Source organism: Streptomyces sp. NRRL S-340 (assembly GCF_000720185.1).
Classification (GTDB): Bacteria; Actinomycetota; Actinomycetes; order Streptomycetales; family Streptomycetaceae; genus Streptomyces.
On record NZ_JOIY01000069.1, the window covers coordinates 1 to 15,019 of the forward strand.

General features: G+C 72.9%; 13 protein-coding genes. 6 read left to right on the forward strand and 7 right to left on the reverse strand.

What is annotated here, in order from left to right:
* Positions 1-279 precede the first annotated feature (279 nt).
* Positions 280-1,935, reverse strand: coding sequence for an FG-GAP repeat domain-containing protein (locus tag IG64_RS35225; RefSeq protein ID WP_107474452.1), 1,656 nt, complete (start codon positions 1,933-1,935; stop codon positions 280-282).
* 278 nt (positions 1,936-2,213) lie between these two features.
* Between IG64_RS35225 and IG64_RS35230 the strand changes: the two genes are divergently transcribed.
* The 4 genes from IG64_RS35230 to IG64_RS35245 all read left to right on the forward strand — a co-directional run bounded on the left by IG64_RS35230 (position 2,214) and on the right by IG64_RS35245 (position 5,633).
* Positions 2,214-3,119 (forward strand): LysR family transcriptional regulator, encoded by a 906-nt coding sequence (locus tag IG64_RS35230; RefSeq protein WP_037864102.1) that lies wholly within the window; start codon positions 2,214-2,216, stop codon positions 3,117-3,119.
* Positions 3,120-3,300: 181 nt separating this feature from the next.
* Positions 3,301-3,864: a cysteine dioxygenase family protein gene (locus IG64_RS35235; RefSeq protein ID WP_037864179.1), complete on the forward strand. Its 564-nt coding sequence runs from the start codon at positions 3,301-3,303 to the stop codon at positions 3,862-3,864.
* The gene (locus tag IG64_RS35240; RefSeq protein ID WP_037864104.1) at positions 3,861-5,018 is read left to right on the forward strand and encodes a YeiH family protein; all 1,158 of its coding nucleotides are present in this window, start codon (positions 3,861-3,863) and stop codon (positions 5,016-5,018) included. Before IG64_RS35235 ends, IG64_RS35240 begins: the two co-directional genes overlap by 4 nt.
* A gap of 183 nt (positions 5,019-5,201) precedes the next feature.
* Complete coding sequence (locus tag IG64_RS35245; RefSeq protein WP_037864105.1) at positions 5,202-5,633, forward strand: hypothetical protein; 432 nt, start codon at positions 5,202-5,204, stop codon at positions 5,631-5,633.
* Positions 5,634-5,648: 15 nt separating this feature from the next.
* Here the strand turns inward: IG64_RS35245 and IG64_RS35250 are convergent, their stop codons facing one another.
* Positions 5,649-7,031, reverse strand: coding sequence for an FAD-binding oxidoreductase (locus tag IG64_RS35250; protein ID WP_037864180.1), 1,383 nt, complete (start codon positions 7,029-7,031; stop codon positions 5,649-5,651).
* Positions 7,032-7,330: 299 nt separating this feature from the next.
* Between IG64_RS35250 and IG64_RS35255 the strand changes: the two genes are divergently transcribed.
* Positions 7,331-8,059 carry a transglycosylase SLT domain-containing protein gene (locus IG64_RS35255; RefSeq protein WP_037864106.1) on the forward strand — a complete coding sequence of 243 codons (729 nt, stop codon included), beginning with the start codon at positions 7,331-7,333 and terminating at the stop codon, positions 8,057-8,059.
* A gap of 143 nt (positions 8,060-8,202) precedes the next feature.
* Here IG64_RS35255 and IG64_RS35260 read toward each other — a convergent pair whose 3' ends face one another.
* The 4 genes from IG64_RS35260 to IG64_RS35275 form a co-directional block, all read right to left on the reverse strand.
* Complete coding sequence (locus tag IG64_RS35260; protein ID WP_037864107.1) at positions 8,203-9,990, reverse strand: helix-turn-helix domain-containing protein; 1,788 nt, start codon at positions 9,988-9,990, stop codon at positions 8,203-8,205.
* A complete protein-coding gene (locus IG64_RS35265; RefSeq protein ID WP_234438708.1) occupies positions 9,987-10,337 on the reverse strand; it encodes a helix-turn-helix transcriptional regulator in 351 nt (116 codons plus the stop codon). The genes IG64_RS35260 and IG64_RS35265 overlap by 4 nt, the downstream gene beginning before the upstream one ends.
* Before the next feature lie 102 nt (positions 10,338-10,439).
* Entirely contained in the window at positions 10,440-11,012 is a 573-nt protein-coding gene (locus IG64_RS35270; protein ID WP_037864111.1) for a hypothetical protein, read from the reverse strand.
* Positions 11,013-11,325: 313 nt separating this feature from the next.
* Positions 11,326-12,270: a ScbA/BarX family gamma-butyrolactone biosynthesis protein gene (locus IG64_RS35275; RefSeq protein ID WP_051813709.1), complete on the reverse strand. Its 945-nt coding sequence runs from the start codon at positions 12,268-12,270 to the stop codon at positions 11,326-11,328.
* A gap of 399 nt (positions 12,271-12,669) precedes the next feature.
* Here IG64_RS35275 and IG64_RS35280 point away from each other — a divergent pair, with 399 nt between their 5' ends.
* A complete protein-coding gene (locus tag IG64_RS35280; protein WP_037864113.1) occupies positions 12,670-13,941 on the forward strand; it encodes a cytochrome P450 family protein in 1,272 nt (423 codons plus the stop codon).
* Here IG64_RS35280 and IG64_RS42970 read toward each other — a convergent pair.
* Positions 13,918-14,865, reverse strand: a complete 948-nt coding sequence (locus IG64_RS42970) for an NAD-dependent epimerase/dehydratase family protein (RefSeq protein ID WP_037864115.1) — start codon at positions 14,863-14,865, stop codon at positions 13,918-13,920. The two genes, IG64_RS35280 and IG64_RS42970, sit on opposite strands and share 24 nt — an antisense overlap.
* Between the last annotated feature and the right edge of the window lie 154 nt (positions 14,866-15,019).

Genomic DNA, 15,019 nt, shown 5'->3' on the forward strand with positions numbered 1-15,019 from the left:
CTCGCCGCATGCATCTGGCACAACTGGACCACCGGCACCGCAGTCAAACGATCACTGATCGCCTACGACCACTGAAGACATCGGACTCATTCATCTAGGTCCCGCGATCCCCTTCGATTCCTGGGTCTCCTTCGATTCCTCAGTCCCCTTCCGTTCCTCGGTCCCCCTCCGCTTCCCGGGGTTCCTGCGAGGGATGTCCGGCCGGACGCGGACACACAAGGGGGCTCCCCCGGGCGAAACCGCCGGGGAGAGCCCCTTCCTGTGCGTGCGCGCCGTGCGTCAGTACAGGTTCTTGTACGTGTTCCAGCCGGTGCCGAGCTTCGCCCGGGTCTTGAACTGACCCTGACCGGTGGAGGAGTAACGGTACAGCTCGCCCTTGGAGTTGACCGCGACCAGGTCGGCGCGGTTGTCCCCGTCGATGTCGCCCGGCGAGGCCAGCTTGTTGTACTGCTGCCAGCCGGTGCCGATCTTCACCTTGGAGGCGAACGGCGAGGCGCTGTTGCCCGTACCGCGGTAGAGGTACAGCGTGCCGGAGGGCGTCCGCGCGACGATGTCGGCACGGCCGTCGCCGGTGAGGTCGCCCGCGCCGACGATCTTGTCGAAGCCGTTCCAGCCGCCGCCGATCTTGAGCGGCGAGGCGAGGGACGCACCGGTGCCGTTCCCGCGGAACAGGTACAGGTTGCCGGAGGTGTCCCGGCCGAGGACGTCGCCCTTGCCGTCGTCGTTCAGGTCACCGGCGCCGAGGAACAGGTTGTACTTGCTCCAGCCGGTGGCCAGGGAGTCGTCGGCCCCGTAACCGTGGTTGTACAGGACCCCGTCGTACTGCTCCAGCAGGTCCGCGTACCCGTCCGGGTCGAGCGAGGAGGCGTACGCGATGCGGGCGCCCGCCCAGCCGCCGGTGTCGCTGATCTTGGTGCGCGCGCCGAACTGGCCGTTGTGCATCACGCCGTACCAGTACAGCGTGCCGCCGTTGTCCATGCCGATCAGCGAGGACTTGCCCCAGTACGGGTTCGCCCCGCTGCCGGCGAACAGTTCGACGGGCTCGAAGCCGTTTCCGTTCGTCTGCCGGGTGCGGAAGTTCCCCGAACCGTCGGCCACGTAGTAGTACAGCTCGCCGGAGGCGGTGCGGCCGAGCAGGTCGCCCAGGCCGTCGCCGCTCCAGTCGTCGGCGGCGATGAGCTGGTTGTACGAGTTCCAGCCGCTGCCGATCTTCTTCCGGGCGGCGAGCGGCGCGGTGGCGTTGCCCTGGCCGGCGTAGAAGTACAGGTCGCCGGAAGGCGTACGGGCGACGACGTCGCCGATGCCGTCCTTGTTCATGTCGCCCATGCCGACCAGCTGGTCGAACATCGACCAGCCGCCGCCGACCAGGACCCGCGCGCGGAACGGGGAGCTGTCGCTGCCCGTCCCCTGGTACAGGTACAGGTCGCCGGAGTAGGTGCGGGCGAGGAGGTCGGGCTTGCCGTCGCCGGTCACGTCGCCGGGCGCGACGACCTTGTTGTAGATCTGCCAGCCCTGGCCGTTCCAGGCGCTGTAGCCGGTGCCGGAGACGCCCTCGCTGTGGAACAGCGACAGGGTGCCGGTCGTGGACAGCGTCAGGACCTCGGGGCCGCCCGTGCCGTCGAGGTTCCCCGGCGTGAGGATGTCCTTCGGCCTCTCGTCGGGGTTGTCGCTGTTGATGGTGTACTGCTCGAACTTGCCCGTGGTGCTCAGCCAGACGAGGGTGGTCCCGTCGTCGAGCCGCATGATGTTGTCGCCGACGTTGTCGCCGTCGATGTCGAAGGTCGCCCCGGCGGCCTTGACGCCCGCGCGCAGGTGCGGCGCCGCGTGCGGGGTGGCCTGCGGGCGCTCCCCCTTGGGCACGGCGGCCTTGGGCGTCGGGATGGTGACGTCCTGCGACGGCTTGTCGGCGGCGAGGGCCGGCGTGCTCAGGAACATGCCCGCGGCCGCCGCCAGGGCGGTGCAGGCGAGCAGCCGGGACCGGCGCGCTCTACCGAATGGGCGCGAGATAGACAAAAGCCCCCCACTGATCAGGTTGTGGTGTCGGCTTCCTGAAAAGATTCAGTGAAGCCGATGATCGTCGGAGTGTACGACAGCCGTGCACCGCCGATGGTTGCCCTGTCCCCGCAACCGAAAACCGCTCGGAGACCGGGGAAGGTGCGGGTCCGCGCACACCTTCGGGGACGGGAACCCAAGTTCCGCTTATGCTTTGACACGTGTTCGATTCACGGCACATAAGGACCTTCCACGCGGTGGTGGGTGCGGGGACCTACTCCGGGGCCGCCGCGGCCCTCGGGTACACCCAGCCGGCGGTGACCCAGCAGATGAAGGCGCTGGAACGGACGGTCGGCTCACCGCTGTTCGTCCGCGTCGGCCGGCGGATGCGGCTGACCGAGGCCGGTGAGACCCTGGCCCGGCACGCGGAGGCCATCCTCACCAGCCTGTCCGTGGCGGAGGAGCAGGTCACGGCGATCACCCGGCTGCGCAGCGGCCGCGTACGGGTCTGCGCCTTCCCCAGCGCCAACGCCACCGTCGTCCCCGAGGCGCTGGCCCGGCTCACCGCCGACCACCCGGGAATACGGGTGCAGTTGCTGGAGGACGAGCCGCCCGACTCGCTGGAGCGGCTGGCGCGCGGCGCGTGCGACATCACCCTGGCCTTCACCTACCCGGGGCTGCGCGAGTCGGTGCCGGACGAGGTGGTGGAGATACCGCTGCTGGAGGACCAGTTGACGGTGCTGATGCCGGTCGGCCACCCGCTGGCCCGGCGGCGCGCGGTCCGGCTCGCCGACCTCGCCGAGGAACGCTGGATCGCCGGGTGCCCGCGCTGCCGCACCAACTTCCTGCACGAGTGCGCCGAACTGGGCTTCGCGCCCGACATCGCGTACACCACGGACGACGGCCTCGTCGTGCAGTCGCTGGTCGCCGAGGGGCTGGGGGTGGCGATGATGCCCGGCCTCGTGCTGTCCTTCCTGCGGCTCGACCGGGTCGCGGGCCGCGCCCTGGAGCCCGCCGTACGCCGCCGTATCTCGGCGTACGTGCTGCGCGAGCACCTGCGGGTCCCGGCGACCGCCCTGGTCGTCGACACGATCAAGGCGGTCGCACAGCGGAGGGTCGGCTGCTGACCCGGCCGCTCCGGCCGCGTATGCGGGGCCTGTCCCGGTCGCGTACGCGGGTCCGGCCCGGCCGGGCGCGCGGGGCCGGACCCACGCCCGCGACCGGGACAGGCTCCGCATAAGCACAGCTTGGGAACGACCGAAGAAACCGTCGTTGGACGTGCGGTTCCCGCGGTCCGACGCTGGCGCCATGACCACTACCGACCTCCGGACGCGCAGGGCGACCACCCCCCGCCTCGACCGTCTCGTCCAGGAAGTGCGCGAGGCCGTACGGCAGAACCTGCCCGGTGACCGCACCGCACACCTGGTCGCGCGGCGGCTGGCGCCGCACCTCGGCGCCGGTGACCTGCTGACCGACGCCCAGCGCGAGGGCAGCGCCGACCACTACCGCCAGCACGTCCTGCACGTGGAGGAGGACGGCGGCTTCTCGGTCGTGGCCCTGGTGTGGCTGCCGGGACAGCGCACCTCCGTCCACGACCACGTCTCCTGGTGCGTCACGGGAGTGCACGAGGGACGCGAGCACGAACGCCGCTACCGGCTGACCGGCGAGGGCGCCGCGGCGCGGCTCGTCGCCACCGAGGAGGTCGTCAACGAGCAGGGCGACGTCTGCGGGTTCGCGCCGCCGGGCGACATCCACCGGGTCTGGAACGGCGGTGCGGGCAAGGCGGTCTCCCTGCACGTCTACGGCGCCGACATCGACCGCCTGGGCAGCAGCGTCCGCCGCGTCTACGAGCCGCCGGCCGACGAACGATGAGCGGGCGGACCGCTCCGGTGACGAGGCCGCCGGAGCCCGCGCCGGCGGGCACCGGGCCGTCCCGGCCGGCGGCGGGGGCCGGGACGCGGACCGAGCTGCCCGGTCTGGCGGCGGCCGCCGCGGGCGTCGCGCTGGCCTGGACGGTGCACCGGCTGCTGCCCGCTGTGCCGATGCTCACCGCCGCCGTCGTGGCCGGTGTCGTCGCCGCGCACCTGCCCCGCGTGCGCACCGTCGTGCGGGGCGCGGCGCGGCCCGGACTCACCTTCGCGGGCAAGCGGCTGATGCGCGCCGGTGTGGTCCTGCTGGGCCTGAGCGTCGGCCTCGACGACGTCCTCGGCCTGGGCTGGCAGACGGTCGTCATGGTGGTGTGCACCGTCGCCGCGACCTTCGCCGGCACGGTCTGGCTCGGGCGGCGTCTCGGCCTGCCCGGGGACCAGCCGCTGCTGATCGCCACCGGCTACTCGATCTGCGGCGCCTCCGCGGTCGGGGCCATGAGCGACGTCTCGGGCAGCGAGGAGGAGGACGTGGCCACGGCGGTGGCGATGGTGACGCTCTGCGGCACCCTCGCCATCGTCGTCCTGCCACTGCTGCACGACCCGCTGGGCCTGGACGCCACCCAGTTCGGCCGCTGGGTGGGGGCCGGTGTGCACGACGTCGGCCAGGTCGTGGCGACCGCGCAGACCGCCGGGCCGACCGCGCTGCGCGAGGCGGTCCTCGTCAAGCTGATGCGGGTGGCGATGCTCGCACCGCTGGTCGCCTCGGTCGGACTGTCCCTGCGGCGGGCCCGGCGCAAGGCCGCCGCACGGACGGCGGCCGGGTGCGACGGCACCGACGGCACCGGTGGCACCGCTGGCACGGGCACGGCGGTCGCGCAGGAGGCACGCGCCGGAGCGCGGACGCCGGTCGTACCGCTCTTCGTCGTCGGCTTCCTGGCCATGGTGGCGCTGCGCTCCACCGGACTCGTCCCGCACACCGCCCTCGGCCTCGCCCACCACGCCCAGGAACTGCTGCTCGCCGCCGCCCTCGTGGGTCTCGGCAGCGCGGTCCACCTGCCGTCCCTGGTCCGCGACGGCGGCCGGGTCGCGGCGCTCGGCCTCTGCTCCTGGATCGTGATCGCGGGTGTCTCTTACGGGGGTGTCCTGCTGACGACCTGACGGCCTGGCGGCCTGCCGATGTGCCGATGTGCCGAGGTGCCGATGCGGCGATCTGACGGGCCAGGCCCCGGCGCGGATTCGCACCCTGCCCCTCGCAAGTAACCGGCTTGACTGGTGACGCTCTTCATGGAAGAGTCGTCACCAGCCCAACCGGTTACTACATTTCGATGTGAGGGACACACCATGGCCGTCATCCGCTTCCACCTCATCTCCTCGCTCAGCCCCGCCGACGTGGTGAGGGTGCTGACCGACTTCGGTCCCTCGCGCGCCGAGAACTGGCCGACCATCGACGCCGAGCACTTCACCGTCCACGAACTCGGCGACACCTGGGCCGAGGTGACCGAGGGCACCGCCGCGGCCTGGGAGCGGGCGCGCTACCAGTGGGACGCCGAGAAGGGCAGGGTCGACATCACCACGCTCGACTCGAAGCTCTTCGGCGCCGGCGGCGGCTGGGTCTTCACCGCGACCCCCGAGACCGACGGCACCCGTGTCGACGTCGAACTGACCCGCCGGCCCGCCTCGGTCAAGGGCAAGATGCTCGCCGCGCTGCTCCCGCTCGCCGCCCCGGCCACCCTGCGCAAGTCCTTCGCGGGCCCGCTCCAGGCCAAGAAGTAGCGCCCGCCGGCAGGCTCAGGCCCTGCCCGGAGCCACGTTGTGGTTGAAACGGAAGACGTTGGAAGGGTCGTAGCGCCGCTTCACGCCGGCCAGCCGGTCGTAGCGCTCCGGCCCGTACACCGCCCGCACCTCCTCCGGGCCGGTCGCCTCGTCCGGTGACAGGAAGTTCACCATGTTGCGCTCCAGCGCCCACGGCGCCAGCCCGTCCACCACCTCGGCCAGCCCGCCCCTGAGCGCGTCCGCCTGATCGGCCCCGCCCACCGCGAACCCGAACACGACGAACGGCACCCCCCGCGTCGACACCGCGTTGGGAACGGCCGGTTCGCGGTCGAAGGCGCCGCCCAGCGCCCGGATCTCCACGTTGGCCAGCGTGCAGCCGGAGTCGGGACCGGCCAGCCGCACCAGCGCGTCCACCGTCTTTCCGGTGAACTCGCCCAGGCACACGCTCCGGTCGTAGTACGGCATCGGGTCCACCGGATCCAGGTGGATCTCCCCGAGCGAGGTGTACGGCTTCTCCCCGACCAGGTCGAGCAGCGGCGGGGCCACGGCCCGCAGCGGCGCCAGCAGCCGCTCGCCGTCGGCCGCCGAACCCAGGTAACCGACCCGCAGGTGCACCACGAAGGCACCGCGCAGCGGCTCGGGCAGGACCGGCAGGTCGGGCAGCCGCTGGATGCCGACGGAGGAGGTCATCTCCTCCGGCACGGTCGGCAGCCAGGCGCGCCACGCCTCCAGCAGCTCGGCCAGGCACTCACCCGGGAAGTAGAGGCCGCCGCCGTAGAACCGCGTCACCGGGAACACGTCGAACTCGATCTCGGTCACCACACCGAAGTTGCCCTTGCCGCCGCGCAGCGCCCAGAACAGGTCGGGCTCGCTGTCCGCGCCGACGTGGTGCGCCTCGCCGTCCGCCGTGACGACGCGCAGGCTGCGCACGTGGTCGGCCGCGTAACCCAGGGTCCGTCCGAGCAGCGGGCTCTGGCCGCCGCCCAGGGTGTAGCCGACCACACCGACGTCGGGCGCGGAGCCCGCGAGCGGCGCGAGCCCGAACTCGGCCGTGCGCGGCAGCACGTCGCGCCAGCGCAGACCCGCCTCCGCCCGCACGGTCCGCGCCTGCGCGTCCACGGACAGGTACTTCATCCGCCCGGTGGTGATGAGCAGTCCGCCGTGCGCGGGCGCGGTCACCTGGTGGGCCGTGTTCTTCACCGCGACGGGCAGCCCGTGCCGGGCGGCGAACCGGACGGCCGCGCACACGTCGGCCTCGGCGGTGGCCCCGACCACCAGCGCCGGCGCCAGGCCGCTGTTGAGGTTGTACGTGGCGCACTCGGCCGCGTAGCCCTCCTCGCCGGGCAGCAGCACCGGCCCGGTGACGGCCTGCCGCAGGGAGGCCACGTCCAAGTCCATGTTCACGTCCACGTTCACGCTGATCTCGCAAATCCACTGGCTGTGCGGCTCGTTCCCGGGTCGCGCCGCCCCGGCCGTCGCGTGGGCGCGGCGCCGGTCACCGGCGGGGAGAAGCCCTTACGGCAAGCACACGTGTGCGACGTCGTCGGAAGTTCATCCCCGCAGGTGTGATCTGTGAGGCCGCCGGTGCGCCCGTGATCGCAGAGGCCGGGGATTGCCTTGTGGTGCCGGGTACGGCAGAGTCAGGGTCGGAGAGACCCGCCCCCGTGCCGAACGGGGGCCTGCCGAAAGGAAATCGTGTGAGCCGGATCTCGGTCCGGGGACTCGCAGTGGCCTCAGCCACCGCGGTCACCGCTGTCGGAAGCGTCGTGGGCGTTGCCTCGGTCAGCAGCGCGCAGAACAACGACGCCGAGGCCACGGCGGCCGACGCCACGCTCCTCACGGACATCCCGGTGGGCCGGCAGGCCCCCGTGCAGACCGCGTCGCTCACGCAGCAGGCGGACGCCCAGGCCATCGCCGCCGACGCCACCGCGAAGAAGGACGCCGAGCAGGCGGCCCGCAAGGCGGCGGCCGAGACCGCGATCGCGAAGAAGGCGGCCGCGGAGAAAGAGGCCGCGGAGAAGGAAGCCGCCGAGAAGAAGGCCAAGGAACAGGCCAAGGAGCGCGAGGAACTGAAGCAGGCGTCGAGCCAGAGCACGACCGCCGACGCCTCCGACTTCCCCGTCCAGGGCTCCTACTCCACCGCCCAGATCCAGGCCATCGCCCGGCAGATGGTGCCGAGCGGCCAGTTCCAGTGCTTCAGCAACATCGTGAGCCACGAGTCCGGCTGGAACATGAACGCCGTCAACGCGTCCTCCGGGGCGTACGGCCTCTTCCAGGCGCTCCCGGCCGGCAAGTACGCCTCCGCGGGCGCCGACTGGCGGACCAACCCGGCCACGCAGATCAAGTGGGGCCTGAACTACATGAACTCCAGCTACGGCAGCCCGTGCGGGGCCTGGTCGTTCTGGCAGACCAACCACTGGTACTGAGCGGGCCGCCGGGGCCGGCGGACCCACCGCCGGCCCCGTCCGGCTGCCGGCCCGGTCCGGCCGCCGTCGGGCGGGCGCTCGGCCAACTGCCCTTCAGGCGAAGGACGGTGCGACTTCCTCGAGGCGGCCGGTCGTTCAGCTGCTCAGCCGCCTTCGGGTGAAGGGACGCCGGCGGGGGTGCCGTCCTCGGCCTCCACCGTGTAGGTGTCCTTGACCTTGACCTCGGTCAGACCGCGGCCCTCCGGGAAGACCCCGCGCCAGTCGCCGGTCACGTGCAGTTCGTCGGTGCCCATCGCGCGGACCACCAGCAGGCCCTCGTCGTAGCACCGGTGCGCCTTCCACCACAGGTTCACGAAGGCCTGGCTGCGGATGAGGTGCATCCAGTCGGTGCGGTAGATCTCGCGGTTGTAGTTCGACTCGCCGAGCGTGGAGACGAACTTCGAGTACATCGCCTTCACGTACGTCAGTGTCACCTCGTCGTCCTCGGCGAGGGCCCGGTCCCGGGCGTCCTTGAGCGCCACCCGGAACTTCTCCAGCAGGTTCTCCGTCGCGCCCGACGTCCAGGACTCGTGGATCTCCGGCGGGTCGCACAGACCGTACTTCGGCCCGGACAGCCGCAGCAGCAGCCGCAGCGTCGGCTCCGTCACCCACAGCGGGCCCGGTTCCTCGCGGCTGCCGATCGGGTTCGGCAGCACCGCGTCGTGCTCCCACTCCGGCGGGGTGATCAGATGCACGCCCGCCCGGCGGCGGTCGTGGTGGTCACCGGTCGAGTGCTCCAGCTGGCCGAGGGGGAGGTGCGTCTTGAGCGCGCTGAGATAGGCGCCGTTGACGTCGAGAGCGGTCACCTCGTGCGTACCCGGCGGCAGTTCGGGCCGCGTCCACTTGGGGCGCGCCTCCCAGATCTGGTCGGCCCCGCGCGCGCTCTGCTTGTGCAGCACATCGGGCAGCCACGGATGGGCCACGACGTCGTAGCGCCCGCCCTTGCGGGTGTGGTCGAGCAGCGCCATCGCGTCCGGGATCGCCCGCCTGACCAGCGCGGCCGTGGCCGCCTCGACATCACCGGAGTGCTGCGTCAGGGCTTCGGACACGGCCTGGGCGATCGGATCGGCCTCCGCGGCGGAGGCCGCCTGCGCCCGCCGCCCGGCCGCGACGATCCGCACACCGCCACGGTCCCCCGTCCGGTCGCCGCCCCGGTCACGGTCACCGGAACGGGAGGCCGGACCGGCGGTGCGGGCAGGCGGCCGGGGGGCGCGGGCGCCGGGACCCGCGGTGCGGGGAGCGGCGGTGCGGGGAGCGGTTCCGCCCGTCCCGTGCGCGGCGCCGGGGCCGGAGGGGCCGGAGGTCTGCGCGGGGGAGGGGGCGGGTGTCACCGGTGCGGAGCACTCGGCGGGGTCCAGATGCTGCGGGAAGCCCGCCACCTGCTGCCGGGCCGGCCCGCCGCACAGCACACAGGCCCGCGGCTCCGCCAGTGCCTCCACCTCGTCCGCGGAGCCCTCGTCCGCGGAGCCCTCGTCCAGGGAGCCCTCGTTCACGGGGCCCGAGTCGTCGGTGCCCACGCCCCCCGCGACCTCGCCCCCGGTGCGAGACCCGGCGGCCGACTCCGCGGCCCCCTCAGCAGCCGGGTCCTGCTCCCGCTCCCGCTCAGCCTCCCGCTCACCGGCTCCGGTCGGCTCCGCCGGTCCGGTCCGCTCCGCCAGCCGGGCGCGCGCCCCGGAGAGGAAGTACGCGTACTTCTCCCGGACCTCACCGCTGGGGTCGCGCCCCGACTCCCAGCCGCCCACCGTGGACGGGCTGACCCCCAGGGCCTGCGCCACCTGGGCGCGCGACAGGTTCAGCCCCTCCCGCAGCACGCGCCGCTCCGTCACGTCCGGCAGCGGCACCTCCTGGCGGGCGGCGGCCAGCAGGGCGTCGATCGCGTCGAAGTCCGTCATCGCGCGGCCTCCTCCTGGGCGGCGGGAAGGGCGACGGGACGGGCGGGCGCGGGCGCCTGCCCGGCCGCGGCCGTCCCCGCACGGCGTCCGGCGCCCCGGCGGCGGGCGTCCGGCAGCGCCTCCGAGGCCCTCGTCGGTCCGGCCAGCAGGTCGAGTACGTCGATGCCGAAGTGCCCGGCGACCGCGTCGCAGTCGTCGAGGCTCCACGCGGCGCTCCCGGACTGACGCCGGCTCACCTGCGCCTGACTCACGCCGAGCGCCGCTGCGAGGTCCGTCTGCGACTCGCCGGTGGCATGCAGGAGCGCCGCCACCGCTGTCCGGACCCGGTCCGCCAGAGTCATCCGCATACCGCCGAATCTAACACCCAGGGCCCATGAACCATGCGTGTGGCGCATGGCGTATGGCGCATGAGGCGGCCCGCGCATCCGCGGGGCCGCCCGGCGTTGTGGTCAGGCGGCGAAGCCGACGTTGGTGACGTACTCGTACTGGCCCCACTGCGAGCCCAGGTCGACGATCTGGTCGACCCAGGCGTCGTCGAGCGCCTGCGCGTCGTCGGCCGCCCAGGCCTCGACGATACGGTCCCAGCGGCGGATGTTGAGGGCGCGGAACTCGACGACGCGTTGCCGTGGCCGGGGCACCTGGGACTGGTTGAGCGGGTGGATCTCCACCCGCGTCCCGCGTCCCTCCCGGTTGAGTCGGCCCAGCAGATGGCGGGCGACGTTGTGCCGGCGCACGGTCCGGTAGGCGGTCTCGACGCGCTCGAGGTTCTTCTTCGACGGGTTGCGCCGGCCCTCCAGCCAGGCCTTCAGGGTGCGGTCGGTGACCGTGAGGCCCGCCGCCCGGGCCGCGGCACGGGCGTGCGGGGTGCGGGTGAGGTAGTGCAGCCGGGCCAGCAGACCGCGCCGGACGGTCACCGGCGTGACGATGAAACCGGCGAGCGCGTCGAGCCGGCGGGCGACGGCCTCGTACCCCTTGATGCCGCGGGCGCCGTACTTGCCGAACTCCTGGGTGCGTTCGGGCATGTCCGCCTCCTTGCCTGTGCCCGGCCCCGGTCCGGGCGCACGGTGCCGGCGGGGCGTTCGGGATCAGTATGGTCCACCGCGGGCGGGCTCCGGTGGGCGGCGCACTCCCGTGCGGTCGCGTGCCCCGGCCCTGCTGAGGGAGGCGGGCCACCGTTCCCCGCGGCCGGGCGGAGCGGCACATCATCACCCGGCGGCGGCACACCACCGCGCGGGGCGGCACATCACCACCCGGCGGCGGGAGGCCCGGAGCGGCGCGGGTGGCGGAAGCACGGGCGAGTGCGGGGTTCCTGCGGTCCCGGCGGCCCGGGTGCGGTCAGCAGGCGGGGCCCGTGATCGTCGAGGTGAAGACCGGCTCTCCGTCCTGGTGGGCGGCGACCTCGACGGTCGTCATGCCGCCGGACTCGGGCGTCACCCGGACCACGTCCATCCAGCACGGCCGGTCCAGTTCGGCGTAGCGGACGAATTCGGTGGTGGCGCTCGCCGGGACCAGACCCCGGGGGGCGAGCGCGGCGCAGGCCGCCTGGCGGCCGCCCTCCAGGAGGACCATGCCGGGCAGGTGGTCGCCGGCGTGGTCGAAGAGGATGGGGTGGGTGAGGTCCGGGGTGAGGAGCCAGCGGGCGGGCGAGTCGGTGGCGGTGAGCACCACGTCGGCCGGTGAGGTGCGGCCCACCGCCGCCGGGTCGAGCGGCACGCGGGACGTGGTGAGGTCGAACGCGTCGTCCGGTGCGGGTGTGCGGTTCGTCCGCAGCCGCTGGTACACGGCCGGCGGGACGGTGGAGAAGGTGCCCGCCCCATGGGCGGCGAGGACGCCGTCGCGGACGATGGCCATCTCCAGTCGCAGCGAGGCCGCCATCCCCCGGCGCCAGGTGATCTCCGCGCACCTGGCGTCGAGTTCGAAGTCGGTCGGGCTGAGCGCGATCCCCAGGTGCTGCTGATAGGTGGTGTAGCTGAGGTTCCACATCACGAACTGGTGGGTGAGCGGAACACCGAGTTCGGCGTGGGCGAGGAACATGCCTGCCTGCCGAAACGTCTCTGCCACCTGCAGCGGATCATGGCCGCGGCCGTCCGAGCGGTTGAAGAGGGTGTGCGCCCTGGGCCACTGCCCGGTGAGGGAGAACCGCTGGCTCTCCTGGCTGGTGCAGCCGGTGAGGAACACCTCGGCCACACAGGCGCGGTGGACGTACTCCTTCGGGACCGTGGTGGTCAGATGCGGCAGCGTCGACAGTCCGACTTCGTCGTGCGTGCTGTGCAAACCCATCGCAGGCCCCCCGCCTGGAAGCTTTGTTCGACGACGCCTCATAAGATACGGACCCACCGGTTTTTTGGTGGGGGCCTCTATGTAAAGGATTGGTCAAGTGTACGCGCGGCGCCTGGAGGAAAGCCTCCTTCGGGGTGGCTCAAGGGTGCAGCTTCCCGGCCCGCGCCAGGGGGGACAGGGGCCTCGCCTCCGGGGGTTGCGCGAGGCGGGGGCGCTTCCTCCAGGGTGACTGAACGCGGCGGCCCCTTGTTGTTCTGCTGGGTGCCGCACTCTTGCAAAACCGGTCATCTGGTTTGTTATGGTTCCGCCGAAGCATCGGTGGAGGGCCCTGGCGCAGTGCTACGGTCGGGCCGCCGTCGCCCCTGATGTCCTGCGGATCTGGCTCTCTGGAGACAATCGATGACCCGTCAGCAGCAGTGTCCGTACGCGATCGACCCGTCGGGCCGGGACATCCACGGGGAGGCGGCCCGGCTCAGCGCGCAAGGACCCCTCACCCGGGTCGTCCTGCCCGGCGGGGTCGAGGCCTGGTGGGTGACCGGGCAGGAGGCGATCAGGAAACTGCTGATCGACCCGCGCATCTCCAAGGACGCCTACCGGCACTGGCCCGCGTGGATCAACGGCGAGATCGGCGAGACCTGGCCGCTGGCCATCTGGGTCTCGGTGCAGAACATGGTCACCGCCTACGGGGACGACCACAAGCGCCTGCGCGCCCTGGTGGCCTCGGCCTTCACCACGCGCCGGGTGGCCCGGCTGCGGCCCCGCGTCGAGGAGATCACCCAGACGCTCCTGGACGAACTCGCCCGCGCCGACGACGGCCGGCCGGTCGACTTCCGCGGCCGCTTCGCCCACCTGCTGCCCACCCGCGTGCTGAGCGAACTGTTCGGCATCCCCGAGGAGTTCCGCGCCTCACTGCACCGGATCATCAGCGGCTTCTTCGACACGACCGCCTCCCTGGAGGCGGCACGGCGCAACCAGGTGGACCTGTACCGGACGATGGGCGACCTCGTCGCGATCAAACGGGACACCCCCGGCGAGGACCTGACCAGCAGCCTCATCGCCGCCCGGGACGAGAGAGACGGCTCCCGGCTCAGCGAGAAGGAACTGGTCGACAATCTGATCCTGCTGTTCACCGCCGGCTACGAGACCACGGTGAACCTGCTCGACAACGCCCTGTGCCTGCTGCTGGCCAACCCCGAACAGCTCGCCCGCGTCCGGGCCGGCCGGGCCACCTGGGCGGACGCGGTCGAGGAGGCGCTGCGGGTGGAGGCACCGGGGGCCAACGGCATCCTGCGCTACGCCGTGGAGGACGTGGCCGTGGGCGACACCGTGATCGGCAAGGGCGAGCCCCTCGTCATCTCCTTCGCCGCTGCCGGGCGCGACCGCGCCGTGCACGGCGACGACGCGGACCGCTTCGACGTCACCCGCGCCACCCGCCGCGAGCACCTCGCCTTCGGGCACGGCGCGCATTTCTGCGTGGGCGCCCAACTCGCCCGCATGGAGGCGGAGATCGCGCTGCGCGGCCTGTTCGACCGGTTCCCGGAGGCGGCCCTCGCGGTACCGGCCGGGGAACTGCGTCCGCTGGGTTCCTTCATCTCCAACGGCCACCGCGAGGTGCCGCTGCTCCTCGGCCGGCAGCGCGCGGGGGTCTCAGCGGCCGGCGTGCGCGGCTGAGCCCAACTGCCCCCGGTACCAGGGCAGATGACGGGCCAGGCCCTCGGCGGGTTCCGGGCCGGGGTCCTGGCCCAGCAGCCGCCACAGGGACGAATCGGCGAACCAGTGGTCCGAGGTCAGCATGTCGAGGTGGTGCAGCGCCTGCGGGTGCTCCCGCAGCCGGGCACGGGCCCGCTCCGGGTCCAGCGGGGCGGCGCCGTCCGTCCCGAGGACGCCGCACACCGCCTCCATGAGAACGGCGCCGGACACCGGAACCGGGTGGTTGACGTGGTGGGCGCCCGCCAGGTCGAGGTCCGGGCCCGCGAGCGCGGCGCCCACCACGGCCCCGGCCAGGGCCGACACCTCGACGGCCGAGTGCACGCCGGCGCCCGCGACCGGTGCCCCCAGGTGCCGGACCAGCAGGGCCAGGCCGGGGATCACCCACCGGTCCCCGGTGCCGTAGACGAGGTGCGGACGCAGGACGGTGCCCCCGGCCGCGAGGACGATCCGCTCAGCGGCGGCGCGGGTGGCGCTGGTGGCGGACCGGGGCCGGACGGGCAGTTCGTGCGCTTCGGCGCCGCGGAAGGGTCCGCGGCCGTAGACGGCGGCGGTGCTCACGTACACGATGCGGCGCACGCCGTGCCGTCGCGCGTCGGCGACCAGGGCCGCCGTGCCCGCCTCGTTGACCGCGCGCAGCTCCGCCTCCTCACCGCCGATGCGCGAGGCGCAGTGCACCACCGTGTCCACGCCCCGGCACAGCCCGTCGACCGAGGCCGCGTCCCCCAGATCGGCGCGGACCACCCGCACCCGGTCCTCGCCGGCCGCCGCCAGGTCCCCGCGGTGGCGGACCAGCCGGACCCTCGTCTCCGGGCGGGCCAGCGCGGCGCGCACCACGTGCCGTCCTATGAAGCCGTTCGCCCCGGTGATGAGAAGATGCTGCGACATGCGCGGGCCCCCTGTCGGTCCTGGACATCCTTGCCGCTCCCGGCCGCGCGGAGTCCGCGGCCTCTCGGCACTGCTTGTGAAAATACGGACTACCTGGTTTTGTTTCCAGGGGGGAACGGGCAGTGAGGACGTTCTCCGCCAGGCAGCAAGCGCG

Coding starts and splice junctions, on each gene's coding strand:
- IG64_RS35225 (WP_107474452.1), bottom strand. CDS start 1,935: ATGTTCCTGAGCACGCCGGCCCTCGCCGCCGACAAGCCGTCGCAGGAC.
- IG64_RS35265 (WP_234438708.1), bottom strand. CDS start 10,337: ATGCGGATGACTCTGGCGGACCGGGTCCGGACAGCGGTGGCGGCGCTC.
- IG64_RS42970 (WP_037864115.1), bottom strand. CDS start 14,865: ATGTCGCAGCATCTTCTCATCACCGGGGCGAACGGCTTCATAGGACGG.
- IG64_RS35245 (WP_037864105.1), top strand. CDS start 5,202: ATGGCCGTCATCCGCTTCCACCTCATCTCCTCGCTCAGCCCCGCCGAC.
- IG64_RS35260 (WP_037864107.1), bottom strand. CDS start 9,990: ATGACGGACTTCGACGCGATCGACGCCCTGCTGGCCGCCGCCCGCCAG.
- IG64_RS35280 (WP_037864113.1), top strand. CDS start 12,670: ATGACCCGTCAGCAGCAGTGTCCGTACGCGATCGACCCGTCGGGCCGG.
- IG64_RS35275 (WP_051813709.1), bottom strand. CDS start 12,270: ATGGGTTTGCACAGCACGCACGACGAAGTCGGACTGTCGACGCTGCCG.
- IG64_RS35235 (WP_037864179.1), top strand. CDS start 3,301: ATGACCACTACCGACCTCCGGACGCGCAGGGCGACCACCCCCCGCCTC.
- IG64_RS35250 (WP_037864180.1), bottom strand. CDS start 7,031: ATGGACTTGGACGTGGCCTCCCTGCGGCAGGCCGTCACCGGGCCGGTG.
- IG64_RS35270 (WP_037864111.1), bottom strand. CDS start 11,012: ATGCCCGAACGCACCCAGGAGTTCGGCAAGTACGGCGCCCGCGGCATC.
- IG64_RS35240 (WP_037864104.1), top strand. CDS start 3,861: ATGAGCGGGCGGACCGCTCCGGTGACGAGGCCGCCGGAGCCCGCGCCG.